Here is a 23,569-nt window from a genome sequence, read left to right as displayed (position 1 = left end):
CAAGCGGCTGGTACATCGCACTATCGGCGTGCTGTCTTGCCCCATGCAGCCTGTCCGTTCCCAACCTCTGATGGCGTTCTCTAGGCGCTCACCTCGGCTGGTATACGGAAAGCTCGATGCAGCCTCCTCGGCACCGGTTCCGATAGGCGCCACGTGACGGTTATGGGGCTCTCCCCTTCCCAGCGCTCGAAGGCGACGGGTCCGCAGTAGACGAAAGGTGCCGCCTTATTGTCTGGCCCCAGTTTCTTTTCCCGCACGAAGAGTTCGACCGTGTTCCCTGTCCCAGCCCTTCTGAGCATCTGGCCAATCAGGGACGCCATCTTGGTCCTGGTCTGACTGTGCCAGCTCATCGTTTGGGCATCGAGGAACTTGTCTGCATATGCGGTGCCAGCTGCCATGTTTCTTTTGTCGATCGTGACCAGCAGGATGAGCCGATCGTCGACCCGGACGACACCGACATTCCAGGATTGGGCATTGAAGACCGCTCCAACGAGTTCTGCGATCCGTTCCTTCTTGTAGGCCTCCCAGAGAACCAATTCGTCAGAGACCTCGGATGGAAGCTGCGACCTGAATTCGGCACGCCGCCATTCGGCGACCTCGGCGATCATGCGGCGCACCGAGATCGTGAACCGCTTCGGCACGCCCGTCAGGCCAATTCTGGCGTCCCTGACTTCGAAGCCGGCGAGGGCACCGATCGTCTCGAGGGCCTGCGCAAAGCGATGCGGATCCAACTCCCTTTCGTTGGGGCGGGCATCCGGATCGCTTCCGATCATCTTCACGACGGACTTCAGGCCGGTCACGCCGGAAAGCGCCGCGACGAGGAGCGCAAAAGTGTCGATGTCTCCGAATTTGGCCTCGGAAAGCTTCCGGATGAGGCCGCGGCACACTAGCAGGGCGTCGCCATCCACCTGCTCCCCCATGGCGTCCAGGAAGCCGAACCACCCGCCGAATCCGACGGCCCGGGGGTTCTCGCCCGCCTCGAACGCCTCGCGGGCGGTCGGGCGGCGTTCTTCCTTGCGCCGGAAATCGAGAAACCACTCTTCCAGGGTCTGGTCGGGCTCGGTCTTTTTCAGGAGGCCCGCCAGAAGGTCGATGACCTCCAGATCGATGTTCACGGAGCAGCCGGCCGGTAACTGCCTGGTTCCGGACCGGACCTGATCGACGGCGATCGAGAGTGTCGCCGGCGAATCCCCGACGCCAAGAAGCGCAGCGATCCCCTTGAGGAACGAGCGGTGGTTTCCGATCCAGTCGATCACGACCAGTCGATCCTTGCCCTCGTATATCCGCAAGCCGCGACCGACCTGCTGGAGCCACACGATGATGCTTTCCGTGGGCCGGAGCAGCATGACCGTTCCGACCACGGGGATGTCGACCCCTTCGTTGAACATGTCGACGACGAACAGGACGTCAATGCGACGCTCCTCGAAGTCCAGGATCGACGCGGTCCGCGGCGCCGATGTCTTCTTGTCGGAGTGAACCGCGACAGCTGTGATCCCCCGCCGCCGGAAATACTCCGCCATGAAGTCGGCGTGCCTGGTTGACGAACAGAAGCCGATGGTGGGCCCGACGGCGCGCTCCCGATATCGCTCCAGGACATCAGATGCCCGGGCGTCGGTCGAAAGGGCTTCGGTCAGCAAGGCCTCGTCGAAATGATCCCGCCGCCATGGAATCCGGTCGTACTGAACCTTGTCGGGGACGCCCCAATACTCGAAGGGCGAGAGCAGTCCCTCGGCGATCCCGCGGCCCATATCGCATCGATAGGCAAGGTTGCCGTCACACAGCGCGACCACGTCCTGTTCGTCCGGGCGGTCTGGTGTCGCGGTCAGAGCGAGAAGGAATTGAGGCCGGAAGTACGAGAGGATCTGCCTGTAGGTCTCGGCAGCGGCATGGTGGAACTCGTCGATCACGACGTAGTCGAATTCGGTCGGGTCGAAGCGCTGCAGGTGCTCAAGGCGACCGATCGTGGCCACCGAGGCGAAGACGACGCTCCCCTCCGTATCCTTGGAATTTCCGTCATAGCGCCCGAAGGTCTCGTTCGGTCGGAGCCGCCGGAACACCGCGGTCGCCTGAGAGAGTATCTCCTCTCGGTGGGCGATGAAGAGAACACGCCGGGCGCGGGCGCTGTCGAAGGCCGCCAGCCACGTCTTGCCCAGGCCGGTCGCGAGGACCACCAGAGCGATGATCGCGCCGTTGTCCCGGATTTCGCGCAGCCCAGCGAGGGCCTCCATCTGGATGATGTGGGGATTGGGGACCTCGGCGGGCGGATCACTGCGGACGATCTGCTCAGCCTGTGGTGATAGGGGCGAACTGGCTCGCCGTTCTGCGTAGGACTCGATCCAAGCCTCGTCGAGGGGGCGGACCTGGCTGGCCTTCAGCAGATCATCGAATGCCGCTCCCACCTCGCGCCAGCCATTGCCGTTCGGTTCGGTTGCGAGGTTCCATTCGATCCCCTCGCGGAGGGCTGTCCTGGAGAGGTTCGAACTTCCAACGATCGCTCTTCCCGAGCCGTCCTCGGCGCGGAAGACCCACCCCTTGGGATGAAAGCTGCTTTTTGCTGTCTCATAGACGTGGCGCTCTACGTCGCCATTCAGATCCATCAGGGAATGGAGTGCCTCCGGCTCCGTGACGTCAAGGTAGTCTCCGACGATCAGCCGGAGGCGCCCCTGGCGGTCCAGTAGATCCTGTAGGTGCGGTCGCAGTATCTCGACACCGCTGACCAGCGCGAAGGCGACTGCCAGATCGACCTGCATCGCGTTGGCGATATGCCGGATCAGATGGCTGAAGAAATGATCGTCGCCTCCACGCGCCAGGAGGCGCTCGTTGGGAAGGGCGATGACCGAAGGCGCTTCCGCTACACGGACGACCAGATGACCATCCTGGGTGGTGACCGTGATGTCCGTGGCGCGATGACCCTTCGCCAGTTCGACGCCGATCTCGGACAGCAGGGCGAGCGCTTCCGCAGGTGCGAGGTGCGACCACCCTTCGACATGCCGGGCAGGCGCGAACGTCGCGCCTTGATCGACAGACAGTCGCAATACGGTTCGACCATCTCCCGTCGCGTCGAACTCTCGGCAGATCAGGCACGACCCGCCGTCTTCAAGGAAATCCATTCAGGCACTCGGCTTCGATTGAATTCCTGCCAGGAGGATGCTCCTGGCGATTCGAGTCAATCACTGGCCAACGGGATCTCATTCTCAAGAAGGATATTGAATGCTCGACCAGACGAAGAATGAGACACCTCTATCCTTGCCGGAACGGATCAGAGGCGAGATCCTCGGCATTCCAGCAAGGAGCTGGCCCGGGGTTTCGGTACGTGATGCCGAATCGATTCGTCTAAGGTACTCTCACACCAACACCAGATGAATTCGAGCGTGGAAGTGCGTGCGCAGGATGAACACCGGAAGCTTTCGAAACGTCCTACACGACGCTCCTTCATCTGAAGACGAGTTTACGGGCAGAGGACACAAGCGCACCGCTGACGCTCTAGTCGAAACGATTACCCGCGCAAGAGACAGCGATATAGCCATCGGCTTAGACGGGCCTTGGGGCAGCGGAAAATCCACAGTTGTGGAGATCGCCCAGCGGGTACTCGCTGACCCTAACAAAGATCGCGACGTCGAACACAAATTTTTCACCTTCGATATCTGGCAATCCCAAGGATCATCATTCCGACGCTCATTCCTTGAGCGCTTCATCGCATGGTGCCACCTTAAGTACCCCAACAAGTACGAGGATCTTCGGGGAGTCGACAAAAAAATAAAAGGGAAAGAGAGACATGTTGAATCGAGTAATCGTCACATTCTCGACGTCTGGGGCATTTGTGTAATATCCATACTTCCATTCCTTCCAATATATTATTTTTGGGCTAAACACGAGTTTGACGCCGCAGGAGGGTCATCCGACTATTTCTCTGCAACATCGTTTAAGATCTTAGTAATATTTATTCTTATCACGGCCTATTGGTCCATATATCGCTGTCGTGGCGTGCTAAAGTCTCCTTTGTGGAGGAATCGATTTCACAACATCGAAAAAATCAGGGAGTCTCTATCTGGAACCCTGTTGATTTCTTCAAAGCAATTTGAAGATCAAAAAGTTACTCAATTTATAAGAGAAATTGACCCAAACGATTTCGAATTCCAGTCCACCCTAAGGGAGATACTGAGCATAGTTCAGTCGGACAAATCCCGAGTGGTTATCGTCCTTGACAATATAGACCGCCTTCCGGCCGAAGAGATAAGCGATTATTGGGCTCAAGTTAGAGCGGTTTTTTCACACGGATCTAATATCGATTCTATCACTGGTTATCATTCCGTGACGGTAATTGTCCCCTATGATCGGCATTTGGTCGACGGTGCCGACCGTAAAATCCCGCACGATTCCGGTTCGACGATCAGTAAATCAACTTTAATATCCCCGATCGCTTCTCGCGAGATTTTTGCGAAGACGTTTGACGAGATATTATCTGTTTCTCCCCCAGTGCTATCAAACTCACGCGATTTCTTCATGAAGAAGGTCCGTGAGGCTCTAACTTGCGATCTTAATTCGGATGACGTTTTCCGGTGTTATCTCATCTTCAACAGGATACTGAAGGAGGACGGGAGAGCTGCTACGCCTCGAGAGATTATTGCGTTTCTGAATGAACTGAGCGGCATCTATGCCCTTCATAAACGGCAGTTCAGCCTGACCACAATTGCCGTCTACATCTGCTACCGCGACGCCCTTGAATCGCGTCCTGAGACGTTGAATACGGATGATTGGCTCGATCCCAAGTTACGGTCTTTGGCGACGGACCCGCACCTGGAACGTAACCTTGCAGCGATAATCTTCAACGTCGACGCCGAACTGGCCTTCCAGATCCTCCTCGACGATCGCATCCGAGACGCTGCGGTGGGTGAGGCAAGCGAACTCATCGAGATCGCGAAGGCGCCAGGATTCGATGATCGGGTGAATGATGTCATCGAAGGTAAAGCGCAAGAGTGGCAAAGCTCTGCGGAGTTCGATGTCGTCGTCGCAAATTTCGCGGCGCTCTCGAAATCTCACACGGGTCATTCGAGGAATCTGTATGCCCGTTCCTTGGTTCGAGCCTTCCTCAGCGTTTCGGAAATTGCGTTGGAGCCTGCGGTCTATGATCGGCTTTTCTCGATCTTTGCCTTCGCCGAAAACAATGACATTTCGCTGCTTGTCGAACGGTTCATTCGCTCCGGATACGAATCTTTTGAAGATACGCCTGAGAACCTGATGGAGCTTGGCCAAAATTGGTCCAATTATCTCATAGCAGTACACCAACAGCTGGCGACGATGGGACATCCAGAGGCTATCAATCACAAAAATATCGTGCTGCCGTTTTATCAAGCTCCGGAGTTTATATTTGGGCTCGCTTCGGGACTGGAGGGGACAGGTCTAGAGTTGTCAGACCTGATAGTCGACGAGGAATATATGAACGATGATGGCGGGGTCCTACCATCGCTGGCTGTTAATTATCCCACACGTTCGGTTGCAACCTTCAACCACCTTCATCGTAATCGGTTCGTTAGTGATGAGCAGTGGACCGCCATAGGCAATGCCGTCGTCACCGCATTGCGCGAGCCGACAGATAAAGCAGCAACGCTTTTCGGACCGTACATCACTCTTCTGACTAGCATCGTCGGCCATACCGACAAGGATCATCGGTCAAAAATTGAATTGGACGAACTTTATGCGGAAGAGGTATTCTTCGAGAGATTAAAAGCTGCGGCAGGCGCGTCAGATAGGGTAGTCGCTCTCGCTGTCTTTATGGCGATCGACCGGTTTGGACCGGAAGGTTTGCCGGTTGTGTACCGCACTCAACCCAATCCGCAAAGAAGACAGATAACTTCTGAAAATTTTACGTGGTTTCATAATATATATAGTGGCGACACTGACATGAATCCGGAATTCTACATGTCATTTTCAGAGATGGTGATTAAATCACGGCTCGTCACCAAATTCACTGAACTTGGAGAATCGGCCGATAACAATCGAATTCTGATTCGTGTTACGAAAGAAATATTCTCTTCAAGAGATTTGCCACGGTTCAATATACGATTTGTGGTAGATCACTTCAATTACATAGCCGCATGCGTAGGTGGTGAATTTAGGACAACGGTGGCTGAATACTCTTTGCGCGGAAATAGGTCTGAGTTGGATGACTTAGCAGTCAGAGACATCCCCGCAGAGCTGATAGAATATACGGCTGCGCATGCGGATGGCAATTGGTCCGTTCTGCACGAACACGTTGATGCAATGCTTGATGCCGTGCCTCCGGAAGATTGGCTCGGACATATGTCCGCTGGGGATAATCACGCCAAGCTTCTATTGGTCAAAATTCAGTTCACTGGCTTTAGCCCGAGTAGCCCTGGTTTCCGTGAGGCACTCAAAAAATTCCTTCTTGGGGTATTGGGGGGCGAAGTTGAAATCGTTGATCATGCGCTCAATTACGACCTGGTACTGAAGGCCATCGATCCTGCCTATCACGCAGACATGTTCAGGGAACTGAGGGAAGAAATAAAGGGCGTCAGCCCCGCAAGCCTTGCGGCGGCCACAAGCATTTTTCCAACGATTGTCCAAGATTTGATGAGCGCGGATCGCCTCTCGCACACTGAGAAGGACAATATTGTCAGGTTCATTCTCTGTCCGGCGCTCGAGGGGAACAACGAGGCCGTCCTGGCGAACTTCGAACAGATCGGGAGACGCAAGGTCCGAGATTACAGAAATAATTCTCAGGAGAGCACTCGCGGTAAGCTTGCTGGAGCATACGAGGCTTACGCAAAAAGTGGTGTTGGTAGGGAACGGGTCAGAGCAATCGGCGACCTGTTCAATGAAAAGAAAAGCACATCAAGCCTCATTGAGTTCTGGTTTGGCGGCTCAAAAGAGGCTGAAGAAGATTAGTTCGATCGCATAAATTTTTCAAGATCCTATCACCTTCCGTTTCAACGCCTGCTTGTCATATCGCCAGAATTCGGGGTTCTCCTTCGCCGCCGACTCGACGTCCGCCCGGCGATAGAAGACGCTCCAGAACTCCGCGACGCCGAACACCTCTTCGATCCCATGTGCACGCATGATCAGCCCGACCTGGCTCCGGTGTAGGCCGGTGTCCTGGCACATCTCGCCCAGGGAAATGTAGATGTCACGGAAGGCCTGGACGCTCTCGACGGAGATCGTGCGGTGGGTGGTGCCGGTGACGGGATGCTTCTCCTTCGACGCCTTGAGGTAGCCTCGCTCGACGAAGATCGGGATCGACTTCCTGTCCATGCCCCGAATGATGTCACGGACGCCGTCGGCCAGGAGCCCCTTCATCTCTGCACCCTTGGGCACATTGGCGCGGACCTCGTCGACATCGACGAGCAAGGCACCGTAGTCGTGACGATCGGCGAGGCGTCCTTTCCATGTCAGCCGGCCATCGAAGACGACCCGTAGCACCTCTTCCATGGAGCAGAGGGCCACCTGACGGGCGAAATCGAGAGTGACCTGATGCGGTTCCGGTTCGTCGACCGGCTCCGCGCCCGCGAAGAATGCCTGGAACATCGCATCGACATCTTCCTGGCCGACGCGGTGCTTGGCGAAGGCGACATTGGCGGATTTCGAGCGGGTCTTGAGCCACCCGTTCGCGATCATGGTGTCGAGCGTCCGCTTTTCGATGCCGGTCATCCTGGCGACGGCTGGCACGGTCATGGCGCCCTTGTAGCCGCTCACGATATCGGCGGCGATCTCCGTGGTCACGGTCAGGCGATTGTCGCTGACATCGGACTGGCCAGAATCCGGGTGCCGGCGCTCCAGGATGGTGCGAAGTGTCCGCTTGTGGATGCCGGCCGTGCGGGCAAGGGAATAGAGAGTGTGGACCTGCTGATCCTCGATGATCTCGCCGAGGACGACCGTGCCGGCCGACAGAGGCATGGTCTCGACGGCAGCCTTTCGGATGATGGCTCTGATCTCGGCGAACTCCGGTCGGTCTTTGGTCCTCTCCAGGAAATGGTAGCACCAGCCATAGGTATCGCGGGGCGTCCAGTAGCCGCGGCGATCGACCTCCCGGGCATTGAGGCGATCGAGAAGGGCACGGATGGAATCCGGTCCTTCTGACGCAATAGCAAAGCCCTCTTCCGCAGCGTCGGCCCAATCTGCCTCCAACAGCGATGAAATCTGGACCTTCGGATCTTGCAGGGCGGAGACGCCCAGCGCCTCGCAGAAATCCGCCGCGGCATCGAGGGGCAGGGCGTCGAGCCAGTTCGGATCGGCAGTGTCGCCATCGAGCCGGCGCATGAACCAGGCCTGGAACGCGGACGCAGGCCACATGCCGACGTCCTGCGCCTCGCGTTCAACGTTCTCCAGGAGCGGCCGCATGGTCTCGATGAAGTCGAAGGGCGCGAAAGGGCGCCGCGTCGGATGGGTGACGACGAACGGCATGCCGTGGCGATCACAGGATCGGATCCATGAGAGCGTCCACTCGAGACGCAGCCAAGGGCGGACGTGGCGGGGTCCGTCGAACTCGTTCAGGTCCTCGAGGATGCAACAAGGGCAATAGCGAAAATAGGTCCGGCTGATCGCCTGGCGGGAGACGTTCCGGCCGGCGACCGCCCACGTCTTCTGCGTGATCTTCCGCGGGCTGTAGAAGAGCAGCGGATCCGCCTCCGCCGAACCGAGATAGGCGATCTCCCGGATCGCCTTTTCGTCGCCCTGGTCGATCATGCGGGGATGGATCGCCATGTCCCGAAGGAGCGCATCGACCGGGCGGCCGTTCAACCAGGCGAGGCGGGACGCGAAGCCGGCCACCGTCTCGCGGTGCTGCAGGGCATGAGCGAAGCCCAGTCGAGCTGCCTTGGACTGCTCGAGAACACTCATCGGGACTTCTCCTTGTCCGGAAAATAGAGTCCGGGCGGCAGGCTCCGGAAGTCATCGGCGAGAAAGGGGTTCTTCTCGTCTATTTCGTAGGCATGACAGGCATTCCTGAAGGCCTCGGCGAAGTGATCGCGATCGAGGCAAGCGGCTTCCTCGCTCACGGCGACATGGATTGCATCGACGACGACCTGGCAGACGCGGCCAAACCGATAATTGGCGGCATGGGCGATACGCTCGAGCATGGCCGGCGTATCGATGTCCTCGCAGTCGAGTTCGCCGGCCCTGCACAGCTGCCGGAGGACCTTTCCGACGAGAGGAAGTTCGTGGGGAGCGCGCAGCGGCGGCAACTCGACGAGGCTGCACCGGCGTTCGATCTGCTCGTCCCGGGCAAGTTTTGCGGCGATGGGCATGCCGGACAGGATGAAGCTGATCGGCCAGGGCTCGTAGTTCATGACGTCCTTGATGGCGTCGGCGAGGTCCTTGCGGGCTTTCTCCTTGGCGGTCTCGCGGATGATGTGCTGGACCTCGTCGATGTGGACAAGGAAGATCCGGCGGTGATGCAATTGCTCGGGCAGCATGTCCCAGAGGTCGCCCTGATCGATGTTGCGACGGAAGGGGTAACCCGCCTGGTCGAGGATGCGCTTGCCCACCAGCTTGAGTGTCGTAGGGCCCTGCAGTCTGATCGACACGAATGGCCGGACTTCGCCGAAGGAGGTCTGGACGGGGGCGACCTGGGGCAGCCGCGATAGGGCGCGGGCGATGGAGGAGGACTTCCCAACCCCACTCTCTCCCGAGAAGATCAGGGCGCCGCCTTCCTGTCGCTCGCCGGTCTTCCTCGATAGGACGTGCCGCAGAAACATCGTGATGGCTTCCGTTACCCGGCGATCCTTTCCGGAGGCGACATACTCCGCCTTGACGGCATCGAGACGCCGCATCGTGTGCTGGTCGGTCTCCGAGAAGCGCCCACGGATCATGTCGAGGAAGTCGTCGCTGCTTTCCTCCAGATGCGTCGTCGCAGGTTCGCTCCGGACGACTGTCTCGTGCGGGCGCCTGTCGGTTCTCCTTCGCTGGGTCATTCGTCATCCTCCCCGATCATATTCGTCCATCGCTGACGGGGCGGCCGGCCTTTCGGACTGTGTGGCTTCCTGTTGGCGGCGGGCTTCGCCCGACGGATCGGGGAAGATGGTTTCTCGATGGTTGCCGGGACGCCCTCTTCGGGGTCGGCAGCGAAATCGATCAGCTGATCGGTGCTGGCGGGGGCATCCGCCTGGACGGATTCGTCGGTCGTCACGAGGAAGCCAATCGCGTCCTCGCTCATGTCCATCGCCTCGGCGGCGTGGTTGACCTTCCCGGCCGATGCCCGCTCGCTTCTTTCAATCTCGTCGATCGCCCGCTGGATCTGATCGGGCGTTGCCCCTCCAAGCGGGATATGCAGCCTTGCCGCGGAAACGTTGCCGAGATCGTAGAGGTCGCGGTGAGCCGCCATCCGCGTCGCCAGGCCGTCTTCTTCCGCCGACTGCGCCTCGATCCGCTCAAGGCGATACCGGGAGACGACCTGCGCCATCATGGTCTCGCCCTCGTCGAGGTTCATGCAGGGCACCGCCAGATAGTGCCGGCTGCCGAAGATGGCCGGATGCCGGTGCTCCTTCGGGATGAGGACGTACGCGGTCGTGACGTCGAAGGGATCGATCCGGACCTTGACCTTGCCACCACCGATCATCCGGTCGAGACGGGATAGCTCTTCCGACCAGTAGCGCAGGTTCATCACCCGAACGCCGGCCTGGTCGAGAGTGGCTTCCCTGCGGATGCCGAAGGCGACGGCCAGGGTTTCGGGGGAGGGCGTGTCGGCGAACCCGGGCGAACGCGAACACTCCCGAAGCCATGCTTCGTAGGGGGTCAGTCCGCGGAGTCCGGAATGGGGGCGTTGGTGGTAGATGTCGACGATCCACCGGATCAGCGCCTTGTGGAACTCCTCGACGGTGAGGCTGGCATAGAGTTCCGACGGGTAGTCCCCGCGCTCGATGACGTTCGAGAACGACCGCCCGGCGAAATAGGCGCAGACCTGGCGAAGCCCCTTGAAGAAGGATTCGACATGGCCCCGCTTGCGAGGGTTCTTCTCCGGAATGCTATGGCCCATCCCGATCCCTCTGAGGACGTCCTCCACCTTTCCGCGCATGGCCGGGCCGCCGTCAGTGATGAGGCGGGTGAACGGGCCATACATGTCCCATTCCGATTCTGCCCCGGCCCACGCCGCGATCTCCGTCTTGTCGCTGAGGATGGTGCGGATAGCAGTGCTGGTCGTGGTCGAAGAAGGGGAGACCGGCGCGACCGCAAGTCCGACGACGCAGCGTGTGCAAATGTCGATGGCGACCGTGACGTTGAGGCGCACACGGGGAATGAGGCTGCGTTCCTTTTTCGACATGTGCCGAAGCACCTTGCTCTGGCGCATCAGGGCAAAGAGATCGGCCTCCCAGTCATCGAGCATTACGTACTGGAGCGGGCGGGTGGCGGTGAGGCCCTTGCCGCTGCCAGCATAGCGCATGCGGGCGGCATCCCGTCCGAAGCGGCCGAGTTCGCGAATGTAGGGAGCGGTCTTCCTGATGCGGCGGCGAACCGCCGATCGGCTGACCTTCATCTTCTGGGGAAGCTTGCGGTCGGCGTCGGCCGGCGCCTTGGCAATGGCGGAGCGGTTACGTCGATCGAGATCGCAGGCGACATCCATGTAGATGTGCTCCATCGTCGGCTGCTCCAGAGCGCAATACCGTTTCACATGCTGGTCGACGATTTCAGCGACGATGGGCGAGAGCTGGTGCCTGTTTCCGCATCGATCGGTCTGAGGCGCCAAGGCCTCGAGCCGGCATTCGCCGCTTTCGAAGTCGTTCATCCACTTTCGCAACGCGGAGGCCGAGGGCCAGTCGAACGTCTTGCGCTCTCGGTCCTTGTACGCTCGGCCCGGCGGCCGAGGTTCGCCGATTTTCTCGATGTACCAGCGATGGACTGCTTCGCGATTTTCCTCGATGAAGATCTGCATGTCCTCGTTGCGGAAGCGGGGAGACCACTCACCCGTGCTGTCGCAGTGGGCTTTCAGGAAGCGGGATATCCATTCGGCTTTCCAGAGCACCGTTCGCGCCTGGTCGGGCCGCAGGTCATCGAGGACGCCGCTCTGGATCCGGAATCGAAGCTCGTTGCGTGCCCGTGAGAAGAAGCCCTCCTCGACCTGGAGGGTCCGCGACTTGACCTTCTGGGTGATCTCCTCGTCGGAGAATGCGCGGGCGAAATCCTCGATACTGCCATCGATGACCCGCTGGAACACATGCCTGCCGGCCTCGCTCCTGACATGGACGTAATAGCTGGCATCGATCCGGATGCGGTCGTTGGCCTTGAAGCGCCAGCGGCGGCCGGGCCCTGAATTGGGTCGTGGGACATGGATGTTCATGACGCTCTCTGCACTAATCCCGGACCCTATCCGGTGTCATGGCTGGACAAGGCTTGGGATGCCGGGTCTGCCCCGACATCCCGTCACATGTTTCCGAAGAAACGGTTGAGCCGCAGGTTGTAATCTGCCTGCAGCACCACCTCCGCATCGACGCCGATCCGGCTGTTGCTGTCCGCGAGGGACAGCGCCCCGGTGCCGAGCATGCCGACGGCGACCTGGTAGCCGGCGTTGTCGAGGTCCTCCCGCCGGGCCAGATCGCCCAGCCTGACGGAGCCGGCTTTTCCGATGATGTCCCGCACCACCAGCTGGCAACGCCGGACCGAGAGTGTTCCCGCACAGGAGATGATCTCCTCTGCGTTCTCGTACTGCTGCAGACTGAAGCTCTCTTCGGTCAGAAGCCCGTATGCGCCGGCGTAGCCCTGTGCGTACCGCCTGAGGTCGTGGAGCCGCCGCTGAATGCCGCTTTTCTCGACCTCTTCCCGATACTTCATTTCCAGTGCCAGCCTGGCACCGCTCCACCAGATCGTCAGCGCGTCGAGCCGAACGGTGCTCTTTCCGCCGGGGGCGAGAAGCGTGACGTTCTGCTGCTCACGGATTTCCCTGATGTCCGGGTTGACGATCATGAGGGCGAGGCACTGACGCTCGAGCCCGCTGTTGTAGATTACCTTCCGCCGGCGAAACCGGTCGCTCCAGTACCCGACTTCGGACCCACGGTTCCTGGGAGCGAAGCCGACATCAGCAACACTTTCCTCAATGTGAACGGCATGCCGCTCCGCCTGGGCGAGAGGCCTTGCAGCCGACAGATATTTTAGACCTCCGTCCTTCGGCGTTGCCGCGACGGCCGGAGATGGAGTGATGGATATGGCCGCGTTCGGCGGCGCTCTTAGACTGAGCGTGAATCATGGAAAGCCTTCTCGACAACACGTTGAGCACAGACAGCAGCAAAGCTGTCAGAGCTACCGACACAGCAGGGATTTGGCTTTGGAAACTGGCAGGTCAGGTTGCCGGATGGCGTTCCCGTTACTGCAAGACCAGAGCACTTAACATGCCGACTGGCAGGGCGGCTTGCATTAGTGCGTCGCGGTTGGTCTTAGTCAGGAACACAGTCATCTGCTCGTCTTTCGCGCCTGGCCCACACGGCCATTCGAGGAGGTCATAGTAACCATAAAAAGCTTATGGCCCATTGAATGCGGCAGGCTGCTTTTTAATCAACAAGCAATCTGTCCGCGTCACTCAGAATTGTGGCGGAACGTCAATATGAAAAGAGCAGCAGATCAAGCTTCTCAGTAACATGGTTAATTAGTGCTGAATGGTAGCTTGTAGAGCAGAGCCGGCGCTGGGGTTCCTCGGAGTATGTACAAGCTACCCCGAGGCCCGTAATTACGGGAGTTTACCTGAGCAGGGAGCCACCGCAGGCACAACTTTGGCTTATTGAGTCACAGCTTTGCGACTCTGATCACGCATCGGCACCAGTTCGACCGCCAGCATGGCGGTAAAGATCAGGGCGCAGCCGACGAGGCCGATGGCCGCGATGCGCTCGCCGAGGATGATCGCGCCGAACAGCGCCGCGAACAGCGATTCCGACGACAGGAAGATCGCCGCCTGCGCCGCCGTCGTGTGACGCTGGCCGATGATCTGCAGGGTGAAGGCGAGCCCGGTCGACAGGACGCCGCCATAGACGATTTCCGGCCAGGCCTGCCACAGGCCGGCAAGGGTCGGCGCCTCGAAGGCCAAAGTGCCGAGGCCGGCGAGGATCGCGGTGACGGCGAACTGCACGAAGGACAGCGTGTAGGGTCGGCCGCTCGGACCGGCGAACAGCCCGACGAAGACGATCTGCAGCGCCCAGAACACGGCGCAGACCAGCATCCACACATCCCCGACATTCAGCGCCGCCAGGCTGCCGCCGCCCAGAAGGGCGATGCCGGTCAGGGCGGTGAGTGCCGCCGGCCAGACCACCCAGTGCGGCCGGCTGCGCAGCAGGGCGAGGCCGAGGATCGGCGTCAGCACCACATAGAGACCGGTGAGGAAGCCGGCATTGGTCACGGTCGTGGTGACCATGCCGATCTGCTGGGTGATGGCGGCGAGAAACAGCAGCGCGCCGATGCCGACGAAGCCGATCCTTGTGCCCGGCGGCACCGGCACCGCCGCGCGGCGGCCTTCGGCGATGGCGAAGGGCACGAGGGTCAGCGCCGCGATGCCGAACTTCGCCGCGGTGAAGGTCCAGGGACCGACCGCGGCCATCGCCGTCGACTGGGCGACGAAGCCCATGCCCCAGACGGCACCGGCGAGAAGCAGCAGGCAATTGGCGCGAAGGCGTGTCATGGCGACCGGAGGCAGGATGGGAGAGAGGTTCGCGAAGGCCGATGGAGCGCCGCGAACCGATCGCCTTGCTGACTATCGGAGCCGGTGGGGCGAGGCAAGGCAGGCACCGTGCGCCGCACCGGCGATCGGCGCGGGCGGGATCAGCGGGCGGCGTTTGCCAGGAGCTCCGCCCAGCGGCTCAGGCGCCTGGTGTTGGCGCCGAGATCGGAACGGCCGAGCAGCGCGCGCGCATAGATCCGCATTAGCGTGCCCTCCGGTGCGCCGAAGGCATCCACGTCGATCGTGTCGGGAAAACGCAGGACGGCGCTGCGCGCGACATAGCGGCGGTAGTTCGGCGTCTGGCCGTGATCGACCCGCACGACGTCGCCATCCTCGGCGAGGGCCGCGTCGAGACGGGCGAGGAGGGCCTGCGGCGGGATCGCGAAGACCGGCAGGGCGACATCGACCCGTGCCGCGGTGGCGCCGGGCGACGCCGCGACGCTGTCGTTTGGCACGGAGCGCCGCGTCAGCTTCGCCAGATCGACCGGTCCCTGGTCGGCGGGCCCGCCCAGCCGTGTCCAGAGCGCCTCGAGAAGATGGGCCATGCCTTGCCTTTCCGTACCAATGCCTGCGGGCAGCCGGCGCGCTCACGCCTGGCTGATCAGAGCGGAACGATCGCCGCCGGGCGGTCGTTGCGGGGGGACGACACTAAGGCCTGCGGACCAAATCTGGCGCGGGCCTGCGCAACCGGAAGGAACCGTCCCATGCTTCGCATCGCGACACTCGCTCTTGCCACCTCCGCCCTGTTCGCCGTTCCGGCGATGGCGCAGGATTCGACGCCGACCCCGACCGACAAGCCGGCCAACGCGCCGTCCGACGGCATGAATGCCGGCATGCAGAACGATATGGAGCCGATCACCGTCGAGATGAAGGGCGCCGATGGCGGCTCGGCCGGCACGGTCACGGTGACCCCGACGCCGCACGGCCTCCTGCTGTTGGCCGATCTCGCCAATCTCGCCGATGGCGACCATGCCTTCCACGTCCACGAGACCGGCGTCTGCGAAGGCGATTTCTCCTCGGCCGGCGGCCATTACAACCCGACCGACAAGGAGCATGGCTACAAGGTCGAGGGCGGCCATCATGCCGGCGACCTGCCGAACTTCACCACCACCGACGGCTCGGCCAGCTTCGAGAGCTTCGCGCCGGCGCTGACGCTGACCGGCGGCGAGGCGCCGCTGAACGATGCCGACGGCTCGGCGATCGTCGTGCATGGCGGCACCGACGATTATTCCTCGCAGCCCTCGGGCGACGCCGGCGACCGCATTGCCTGCGGCGTCGTCTATTCGGGCCAGTAAGCCGTCCGCTGACAGAACGGGTTGCCGGCATGGGCCGGCAGCCGGTGAAGATTGAGTCCGGCGCTCAGGCGCCGGGCAGCCAGCCGATCGGCCGGTAGTCGGGAAGCGCTTCGATCCGCGTGAGCCAGGCCCGGATGACGGGATAATCCGTCAGCTCGAATCCGCCTTCGCCGGCCCGGTAGGTATAGGCATAGAGCGCGATGTCGGCGAGGCTCGGCGCGTCGCCCACCAGCCATTGCGCCCCGGACAGGCGCTGCTCCATCACCGCCAGGGCCTTGTGACCGCCGGCCAGTGTGTCGGCCAGACGCTGCGGCGTTGCGGCCTCGCGCATCTGCGGATAGACCAGCAGCGAGCGCCGCACAGCGATGTGCGGCTCGTGGCTGTATTGCTCGAAGAACATCCAGCCAAGCATCTCGGCGCGCGCGAAGCGGTCGTCCGGCACGAAGCGTGTGCCGTCGCCGAGATAGCAGAGGATGGCGTTGGATTCCGGCAGGGTGCGGCCGTCTTCCAGTTCAAGCAGCGGCACCTTGCCGTTGGGATTGGCGGCGAGGAACGCGGGCTGCTTGGTGCCGCCGTCGAGCGTGCTCACCTCGACATGGCGAAACGGGCGGCCGAGCAGCGCCATCAGCAGCCGGGGTTTGTAGCAATTGCCGGAATCGGCCATCCCGTGGATCGTCAACATCGCGTGCCTTCTGTGCCGCTTGCCTGAAGGCGCAGCATAGCATTGGCCACCGCCGGCAATGAAGGCGTGGTGCGGACCGTCGAGCACGGGCCGGGCGTATCGTCCGCTCGTATCGAGAGGGCTCAGTTCGGCCCGGCAATGCGCTTGGTGAAGCGGGGGCGGACGGCTGCTACCGAACTGTGGGTCATGCCCTTCAGCCGGACCACGTCGAACATGGCGTTCTGGGGGATCATCGTCTCGGTGACGAGGATCGAGTCGCCGATGGCAACCGACGGCAGGAGGTCGACGGGGATTGGGCGGTCCGCGAAGGCGGGCGAGGCGTCCGGCGGGTAGCTCCAGTCGGTGTCGAAGCCGCGCGACGAGCGGGTCAGGCTGGAGATCCGGACTTCCAGCGCGCCGTCGGGTTGCGGCACCAGCGCCTTCAGCGTGGCGATGATGCGGTTGTCGAGCACCGATCTCGGCAGTTCGGTCTGGCGGGACATGTAGTCGCTCATCGAGGCGGTGGCGCGTTCGAGCGCCAGGCTTTCCCGGTAGAAGTCGAAGAGCGTGACCGTGCCGAGCAGGACGAGGACGAGTAGCGGCGCGATCAGCGCGAACTCGACCGCCGCGACGCCGGACCGGTCGCCGAGGAGGCGGCGATGGCGAGCGGGCGGCGGTGCGCCATCTGTGGGGGCAGAATCGGCCATCATTGCGGCTCGTTGACGAAGGCGGCGTAGGAATTGATGCCGTAGGCGCCGGTGTCGCCGTCGGGCAGTGCCACGGCGAGGCCGAGCATTGGCGTCATTGGCCGCACCGAGGTGCAGACCCGGACGAACATCAGCTCCGAGCGTTCGCCCGGCCGATAGGCCGGCACGGTGCCGCGATGGACGCAGCGCGCGACGGTCTCCGGGATCGTGTCGGAGGCATTGCTGAGGGCAATCAGCTCGACCGTCGTGTTCGCCGCGCAATCGGTAAAGACCATCGCCTGGGCGCAGATCCGTTGCTTGAGGTCGTCGGCCGAGATCGCCGCATTGTCGGCGATGCGCAGCTGCCGCACGATCCGGTTCAGCGCGCCGTCCTGCATGATCGTCTGGGTCATCAGCCAGCCGGCCTCGAAGATCGAGAAGACCATGGCGAGGAACAGCGGCACCACCAGCGCGAACTCGACGGCGGTCGCGCCGCGCCGGTCGCGGGCAAGGCGCAGCGGAGCCTTCAGGATCGGCAGGGGGCGTGTCATCCGATCAGCTTGATCTTCTGGATCGCCGTGGCGATCGACTTGAACGCGTCCTGGATGTCGAGGGCGTTGACCCGGTAGAAGCGCTCCGCGCCGCTGGCGCAGTTCGACATCTGCTTGGCCGCTGTGTCGTTCACGTCGAAGCCGATGGTGAAGACGATGACGTTCTTCTGCTTGGCCGCGGTGCACAGGGCCGCGGCGAAGCGTTCGGCGTCGCCGACGGTATAGAGGTCGGTGTTGAGACTGCCATTGTTGTAGTACTGGACCGGCTTGCTCGCATCCTTGGGAATGCGCTGGCTGCTGATCGCGCCGTCGGTCATCAGCACGAGGAACTTCATCGTGTCGGGATCGGTGAAGCTGGCCGGCCGGTTGCTGAAGCGTGCGTCGATGTCGAGTTCGTCGGACAGGGCCCGGTAGCGCGCCGCCTCGCGCAGCATCGGCTGGATCGCCGGATCGAGCAGCAGCAGCCCCCATTTCAGCGCGATCGGCGTGCCGGTGCCGTCATAGAGCTTGTAGTTGTCGATCTGCCGCTTGAGATATTCGCGGTCGTTGGAGAGGAACGAGACGCTGGTCCGGTCGGTGTCCTTGCCTTCGCCCGCGACGAAATCGTGCGTCGTGCCCGGCCGCGGATCGTGGGGATCGTCCGGGCACCACCAGGGTTCGGTGATCTGCGCCTCGCCGGCCTTCTTCAGCGCGTCGTGATGGTTCGCCTGGGTAAAGTGCTGGGTTTGGGGAAGATTGGCGAAATCCGGCACGCCGAGGGTGAAGTCGCTGCGCCCGAACTGGAAGCAGGACGAACGGTCGTGCTGGCGACGGTTGCGGGTCAGGGCGTCGAACAGCACCGGGCCGATGCTGACCTGGCCGGCATAGGGCACGATGCTGACGGTGGTGTAGTCCTCCGCGCCGTCGGCCAGCACCATGTCCATGAAGGATTTGGCGGCCGGGCGCAGGTAGTTGATGCGCATGGCGCCGCTGGGGCCGGGATAGCTGCCGGACTTGTCGAAGCGCATGGAGCCGGACATGTCGAGCAGCAGCGAGATCTCGATGTTCTTGCGCTTCTCCTCGGCCTCCGCATGGGCCACCACGGTGAGCTGGTCGATGCCGATCAGCCGCAGGAAGGCCGTGTCGGTGACGGCGGTGGCACTGGCCTCGACCCGCTTGGCGTTGCTGAGCTCGTCGGCCTTCACGTCGAGGGCGTAGCTGCCCTTCGTCACGGCCGCCTTGAGGAAGCTCTCGATGGTCTCGCGCGGCGGGCGCGTCTGGGTGAGGGAGGCCGCCGCCAGCACGCCGCGATCGAGACCGTCCTGCAGCACCGAACGCAGCCGTTCATGGGCGATGAGGTCGATGGCGCCGCCGGAGATGACGATCATCGGCACCAGCATCAGGGCCGTCATGACGGGGATGCTGCCGGCTTTGGCGCGCAGGAATCTGGACCGAAAGGCGGAGGGTTTCATCGAGCGCCAATGCATGGACTATAGGGCTGTCTTATTATTGAGCCGATGAGATTTAAAACGCCTTAAAAATAAGCGCTTATAGCGAGGCATCGGAAAATATTCCGCAGCCATGGCGTCCCGGATCAGCGCGGCACGGCAGGCAAGGGCCGGGCGGCGGGCGGTCTCGCCGCCATCGTCGCGGCGACGGTCGTGGCCGGTGAATAGCGACGGGCTCGCGCGGGGCCCGGCTTGCAGCCCGACGCGGCTGGCATTAGGGTCCGCGCGCCCGCAGGGGCCTTCCCGCAGCTACGATCGGAGTTCAGCACCCATGGCATTTCTTGCCGCCGCCCTCGACCGCGTAAAGCCGTCAGCGACCATCGCCGTCACCCAGAAGGCGCGCGAGCTGAAAGCGCAGGGGCGCGACGTCATCGGCCTGGGCGCCGGCGAGCCGGATTTCGACACGCCGGACAACATCAAGCAGGCGGCCATCGAGGCGATCAACCGGGGCGAGACCAAATACACGCCGGTCTCGGGCATTCCCGAGCTGCGCCAGGCGATCGCCGCCAAGTTCAAGCGCGAGAACGGCCTCGACTACAAGCCCGAGCAGGTGATCGTCGGCACCGGCGGCAAGCAGATCCTGTTCAACGCCTTCATGGCGACGATGAACCCGGGCGACGAGGTGATCATCCCGGCGCCCTACTGGGTCAGCTATCCGGAGATGGTGGCGATCTGCGGCGGCACGCCGGTCTTCGTGCCGGCCGGCATCGAGACCAATTTCAAGCTGACGCCGGAAGCGCTGGAAGCGGCGATCACGCCGCAGACCAAGTGGTTCCTGTTCAACTCGCCGTCCAACCCGTCTGGCGCCGCCTATACGCGCGACGAGCTGAAGGCGCTGACCGACGTCCTGATGCGCCACGAGCATGTCTGGGTGCTGACCGACGACATGTACGAGCACCTGGTCTATGGCGACTTCACCTTCACCACGCCCGCCCAGGTCGAGCCGGCGCTCTACGAGCGCACGCTGACCATGAACGGCGTGTCGAAGGCCTATGCCATGACCGGCTGGCGCATCGGCTATGCCGGCGGCCCGGTGCAGCTGATCAAGGCCATGGACATGATCCAGGGCCAGCAGACCTCCGGCGCCTGCTCGATCTCGCAATGGGCGGCGGTCGAGGCACTGAACGGTCCGCAGGACTTCATCGACACCAACCGCGCGATCTTCCAGGGCCGGCGCGACCTCGTCGTGTCGATGCTGAACCAGGCCAGCGGCATCGACTGCCCGACGCCGGAAGGCGCCTTCTACGTCTATCCGTCCTGCCAGGGCCTGATCGGCCGCAAGACCGAAGCCGGCACGGTGATCGACAGCGACGAGACCTTCGTCTCCGAACTGCTGCAGGCCGAGGGCGTGGCGGTGGTGCATGGCTCGGCCTTCGGCCTCGGCCCGAACTTCCGCATCTCCTATGCGACGTCGGAAGAGGCGCTTGAGGAAGCCTGCAAGCGGATCCAGCGATTCTGCGCCAGCCTCAAGGCCTGACATTCCGAGACATGATTGCGTGATGAAAGGCGGCTCCCGGAGCCGCCTTTTTTCGTGGGCGGTGGTCAGAAGCGCAGGTGCGGGCAAAGCCCGGACAGAAAAAAGCCGGGTTCGCGAGAACCCGGCTGAATTAGGAAGGATTCCGAAAAACCCTTGGGAGGAAACAGCCAGTGCCAAACGGCGGGAGGAGGTGCCGTCGGCGGCTGACTGCGGTGGAACATAGTCATCGGCGGATTCGGCACCACGTCCAATTCGGTATGTGAGCCATGCGTTTGATGCATGACTTGTCGCGGGCGCTCTGCTTGGTCGTCATAGCAAAACCCGATCGGTCGATCGGCAAAACCGATGGAGCTCGGCGCGGCGGTTAACCGCATGCGCAGCTTTCGGCGGCACCCGGCTACCCGCCAACATGCGATAGCCCTAATGTCGGGTTAACAACGCTGAGCGGCTCGACCCGCATCGACGAATGTCTGAAGGGCCAGGGGCCGATGAGCGCATCGCAATCCTATACGCTGCGCGGGCAGTTGACCCGCCTCGACACGACAACCCGCATCACGCTGGCGGTGCTGGCGCTGGCCAGCGGCGTCTACACCTATCTCGGCGTGCGCGAGCTGCTCGACGGCACCGCGACGACGGTGTTCCTCGGCGCCATCGTCTATTCCTCGGCGGTCTCCGTCGCGATCTACGCCTTCTGGTCCTATCTGATGCGGTTCATGCCGCATGTGCGCCAGCCGGGCAGCCGGCGGATGCTCTATGTCGCGATGGGCCTCGGCGCGGCGATGATCATCGCCATGTCGTCCTGGCTGAACGCCGCGGCGCTGGCCGGCGCGGCGGCGCTGGAGCAGCATCTGGCGGTCACGACCGAGGAGTATCAGGGGAAGCTGAACGAGGCGCATGAGAACGCGCTGGCGGCCCAGAGCCTTCTGCCCGACATCCAGCTCGCCTCGCAGCGCTTTGCCCGGCTCTCCGAACAGGAGGCCCGCTCGGGCATCCTCACCGGCACGTCGGGCTCGGGCACGGTGGTGCAGCTGCTGCGCCAGATGTCGAACCAGCTCACCGGCCTGCAGGGCGAGATCACCGCCTCGCGCGAAGACGTCAAGACGCTGTTCGGGGAGGGCGGCGAGCGGCTGTCGGCGATGCGCCAGCTGGTGTCCTCGCAGGGGCCGATCGCCGACCGCGCGAATGCCTATGCCGAGCAGGCGGTCGCCCTGTCCGGGCTGATCACCGCCTTGCAGCAGACCTCGGTGGCGCCGACCGTGCGCCGCGCGGCGGAGGATCTCGGCCGCACCTTCATCGCGCCGATCGCCGACGGCGCCGACGACGATCTGCGCACCCGCCAGAGCGAGGTCGTGGGCCGGGTCGAGACCGCGGTGCAGGCCCAGAGCCAGGCCCTGGCGGCGGCCGCCGACGAGATCCTGGCGCGGCCGGTGGTGGTGCCGGTGCGCTTCACGCCGCTGTCCTCGCCCGAAGCTGTCATCCGCTACGCCCGCGACTTCCTGCCGTCCTGGGCCGGCGCGATCTCCATCGACCTGTTGCCGGCGGTGCTGATCTTCATCCTGTGCATCGTCCAGGACGTGATCCGCCGCGAGGACGGCGAGGAGATGGAGACCGGCGACATGAGCGCGGCGGAACTGATGCGGGCGATCCGCATCCAGAAGAAGCTGCGCACGGCCGAAACCGACGAGGCGCTGCCGGCGGCGGCGCGCGCCGAGATGGCGGCCCACGATCCGCGGGAGGTGCCGGACGACGACATCGTCCAGGCCAACACCGCCGGCGGGCCGACGCCGTTTCCCAAGACCGTGGTGCGCTGAACCGCGATGATCGGCGAGGAGGCATCACCGGGACGCGTCGAACGGCTGATCCGGGCGATCCCTGAGGGCGCGGTCCTGCGCGGCGTCTTCGTGGCGCTGCTCGTCATCGCCGGCTCGATCGCCTTCCTCGACTACCGGCAACTGGCCGAGGCATCGGCCGACCGCGAGCGGATCAGCCGCACCGAACCGATGCCGCTGGCGCGTCCCGAGCCGGGTGACCAGGTTCGCCCCTATCTGCCCAGGACGATCCCTGTGGCGCCCGACCGGGGCGTGCCGAGCCTGCCGGGCTGGGACGGTCCGGTGGACGGCGAGGCGATGGCCGAGCGCATGCGCTTCGTGGCCGGGCCGGACGGCGCGATCAGCGCGATCGGGCGGATCGAGATCGGCACGGCGGGCGATTTCCGCGATTTCCTGGCGAGCCCCGAGGCGGCCGGAGCCCGCACGCTCTACCTGCATTCGCCGGGCGGCGCTGTGGACGATGCGATGTTCATGGCGCGCGAGCTGCGCGAGCGGCGGCTGTCCACCATGGTGCCGGCCGACGGCTATTGCGCCTCGGCCTGTCCGCTGGTGCTGGCCGGCGGCCTGACGCGCAAGGCGGGGCAGGGTGCCTGGGTGGGCGTCCACCAGGTCTATGCGCTGCCGCTTTCGGACGTGTCGCGCGACATCGACCGGTCGATCGCCGGGGTGCAGGAGACCATTGCCCGGTGCCAGGAGCTGCTGGTGGCGATGGGCGTCGATCCGGCGGTGTGGATCAAGGCGATGCAGACCCCGGCGGACAGTCTCTACGTGCTGACGCGGGACGAGCTGATCGCCTTTCGCATGGTGCGTCCGTTCCCCGACGACGCCAGCTTCATCGGCCCGCCGGCGCCGCCGGCCTTGCCGGTTTCGACCTTGTCGGTGGCGGGTGACGGGGCGGCGGACCCGGCCGCACCGGACAGCTCCGGCTGACGCGGC

General features: G+C 62.8%; 16 protein-coding genes. 5 read left to right on the top strand and 11 right to left on the bottom strand.

Annotated features, from left to right (window positions below):
- Positions 1-80: 80 nt before the first annotated feature.
- Positions 81-3,110 (bottom strand): DUF3427 domain-containing protein, encoded by a 3,030-nt coding sequence (locus H536_RS0119600; protein ID WP_024352066.1) that lies wholly within the window; start codon positions 3,108-3,110, stop codon positions 81-83.
- 280 nt (positions 3,111-3,390) lie between these two features.
- Here H536_RS0119600 and H536_RS23890 point away from each other — a divergent pair, with 280 nt between their 5' ends.
- Positions 3,391-6,906 (top strand): P-loop NTPase fold protein, encoded by a 3,516-nt coding sequence (locus tag H536_RS23890; protein WP_081651995.1) that lies wholly within the window; start codon positions 3,391-3,393, stop codon positions 6,904-6,906.
- Between the two features lie 18 nt (positions 6,907-6,924).
- On the opposite strand, the gene H536_RS0119580 is transcribed toward H536_RS23890, so the two are convergent.
- From H536_RS0119580 to H536_RS23430, 6 genes are all read right to left on the bottom strand, one after another.
- Positions 6,925-8,853, bottom strand: a complete 1,929-nt coding sequence (locus H536_RS0119580; protein WP_024352063.1) for a TniQ family protein — start codon at positions 8,851-8,853, stop codon at positions 6,925-6,927.
- A complete protein-coding gene (locus H536_RS0119575; RefSeq protein ID WP_060576986.1) occupies positions 8,850-9,926 on the bottom strand; it encodes an ATP-binding protein in 1,077 nt (358 codons plus the stop codon). Before H536_RS0119575 ends, H536_RS0119580 begins: the two co-directional genes overlap by 4 nt.
- The gene (locus H536_RS0119570) at positions 9,923-12,286 is read right to left on the bottom strand and encodes a Mu transposase C-terminal domain-containing protein (RefSeq protein WP_024352061.1); all 2,364 of its coding nucleotides are present in this window, start codon (positions 12,284-12,286) and stop codon (positions 9,923-9,925) included. The genes H536_RS0119575 and H536_RS0119570 overlap by 4 nt, the downstream gene beginning before the upstream one ends.
- 83 nt (positions 12,287-12,369) lie before the next feature.
- Complete coding sequence (locus H536_RS0119565; protein ID WP_024352060.1) at positions 12,370-12,909, bottom strand: hypothetical protein; 540 nt, start codon at positions 12,907-12,909, stop codon at positions 12,370-12,372.
- An 805-nt stretch (positions 12,910-13,714) separates the two neighbouring features.
- Complete coding sequence (locus tag H536_RS0119555; protein WP_024352059.1) at positions 13,715-14,608, bottom strand: DMT family transporter; 894 nt, start codon at positions 14,606-14,608, stop codon at positions 13,715-13,717.
- A 140-nt stretch (positions 14,609-14,748) separates the two neighbouring features.
- On the bottom strand, positions 14,749-15,192 hold the full coding sequence (locus H536_RS23430) for a DUF1499 domain-containing protein (protein WP_024352058.1): 444 nt from the start codon (positions 15,190-15,192) through the stop codon (positions 14,749-14,751).
- Positions 15,193-15,351: 159 nt separating this feature from the next.
- On the opposite strand from H536_RS23430, the gene H536_RS0119545 reads away from it, so the two are divergent.
- Positions 15,352-15,942 carry a superoxide dismutase family protein gene (locus tag H536_RS0119545; RefSeq protein WP_029703715.1) on the top strand — a complete coding sequence of 197 codons (591 nt, stop codon included), beginning with the start codon at positions 15,352-15,354 and terminating at the stop codon, positions 15,940-15,942.
- A gap of 64 nt (positions 15,943-16,006) precedes the next feature.
- Here the strand turns inward: H536_RS0119545 and H536_RS0119540 are convergent, their stop codons facing one another.
- From H536_RS0119540 to H536_RS0119525, 4 genes are all read right to left on the bottom strand, one after another.
- Positions 16,007-16,624, bottom strand: coding sequence for a glutathione S-transferase family protein (locus tag H536_RS0119540; RefSeq protein WP_024352056.1), 618 nt, complete (start codon positions 16,622-16,624; stop codon positions 16,007-16,009).
- A gap of 122 nt (positions 16,625-16,746) precedes the next feature.
- On the bottom strand, positions 16,747-17,313 hold the full coding sequence (locus H536_RS0119535) for a TadE/TadG family type IV pilus assembly protein (RefSeq protein WP_035695239.1): 567 nt from the start codon (positions 17,311-17,313) through the stop codon (positions 16,747-16,749).
- Positions 17,310-17,840, bottom strand: coding sequence for a TadE/TadG family type IV pilus assembly protein (locus tag H536_RS24545; RefSeq protein ID WP_024352054.1), 531 nt, complete (start codon positions 17,838-17,840; stop codon positions 17,310-17,312). The genes H536_RS0119535 and H536_RS24545 overlap by 4 nt, the downstream gene beginning before the upstream one ends.
- Complete coding sequence (locus tag H536_RS0119525; protein WP_228239822.1) at positions 17,837-19,291, bottom strand: TadE/TadG family type IV pilus assembly protein; 1,455 nt, start codon at positions 19,289-19,291, stop codon at positions 17,837-17,839. The genes H536_RS24545 and H536_RS0119525 overlap by 4 nt, the downstream gene beginning before the upstream one ends.
- Before the next feature lie 307 nt (positions 19,292-19,598).
- Between H536_RS0119525 and H536_RS0119520 the strand changes: the two genes are divergently transcribed.
- From H536_RS0119520 to H536_RS0119510, 3 genes are all read left to right on the top strand, one after another.
- Entirely contained in the window at positions 19,599-20,804 is a 1,206-nt protein-coding gene (locus H536_RS0119520; protein WP_024352052.1) for a pyridoxal phosphate-dependent aminotransferase, read from the top strand.
- Between the two features lie 488 nt (positions 20,805-21,292).
- On the top strand, positions 21,293-22,615 hold the full coding sequence (locus H536_RS0119515) for a hypothetical protein (protein WP_024352051.1): 1,323 nt from the start codon (positions 21,293-21,295) through the stop codon (positions 22,613-22,615).
- A 6-nt stretch (positions 22,616-22,621) separates the two neighbouring features.
- Positions 22,622-23,563: a COG3904 family protein gene (locus tag H536_RS0119510; protein ID WP_024352050.1), complete on the top strand. Its 942-nt coding sequence runs from the start codon at positions 22,622-22,624 to the stop codon at positions 23,561-23,563.
- The last annotated feature ends 6 nt before the right edge of the window (positions 23,564-23,569 follow it).

Origin of the sequence: Aurantimonas coralicida DSM 14790 (assembly GCF_000421645.1) — a bacterium.
GTDB lineage: Bacteria > Pseudomonadota > Alphaproteobacteria > Rhizobiales > Rhizobiaceae > Aurantimonas > Aurantimonas coralicida.
The sequence above is the reverse complement of the archived record's forward strand: the minus strand, read 5'-3'. Positions and strand labels throughout refer to the sequence as shown.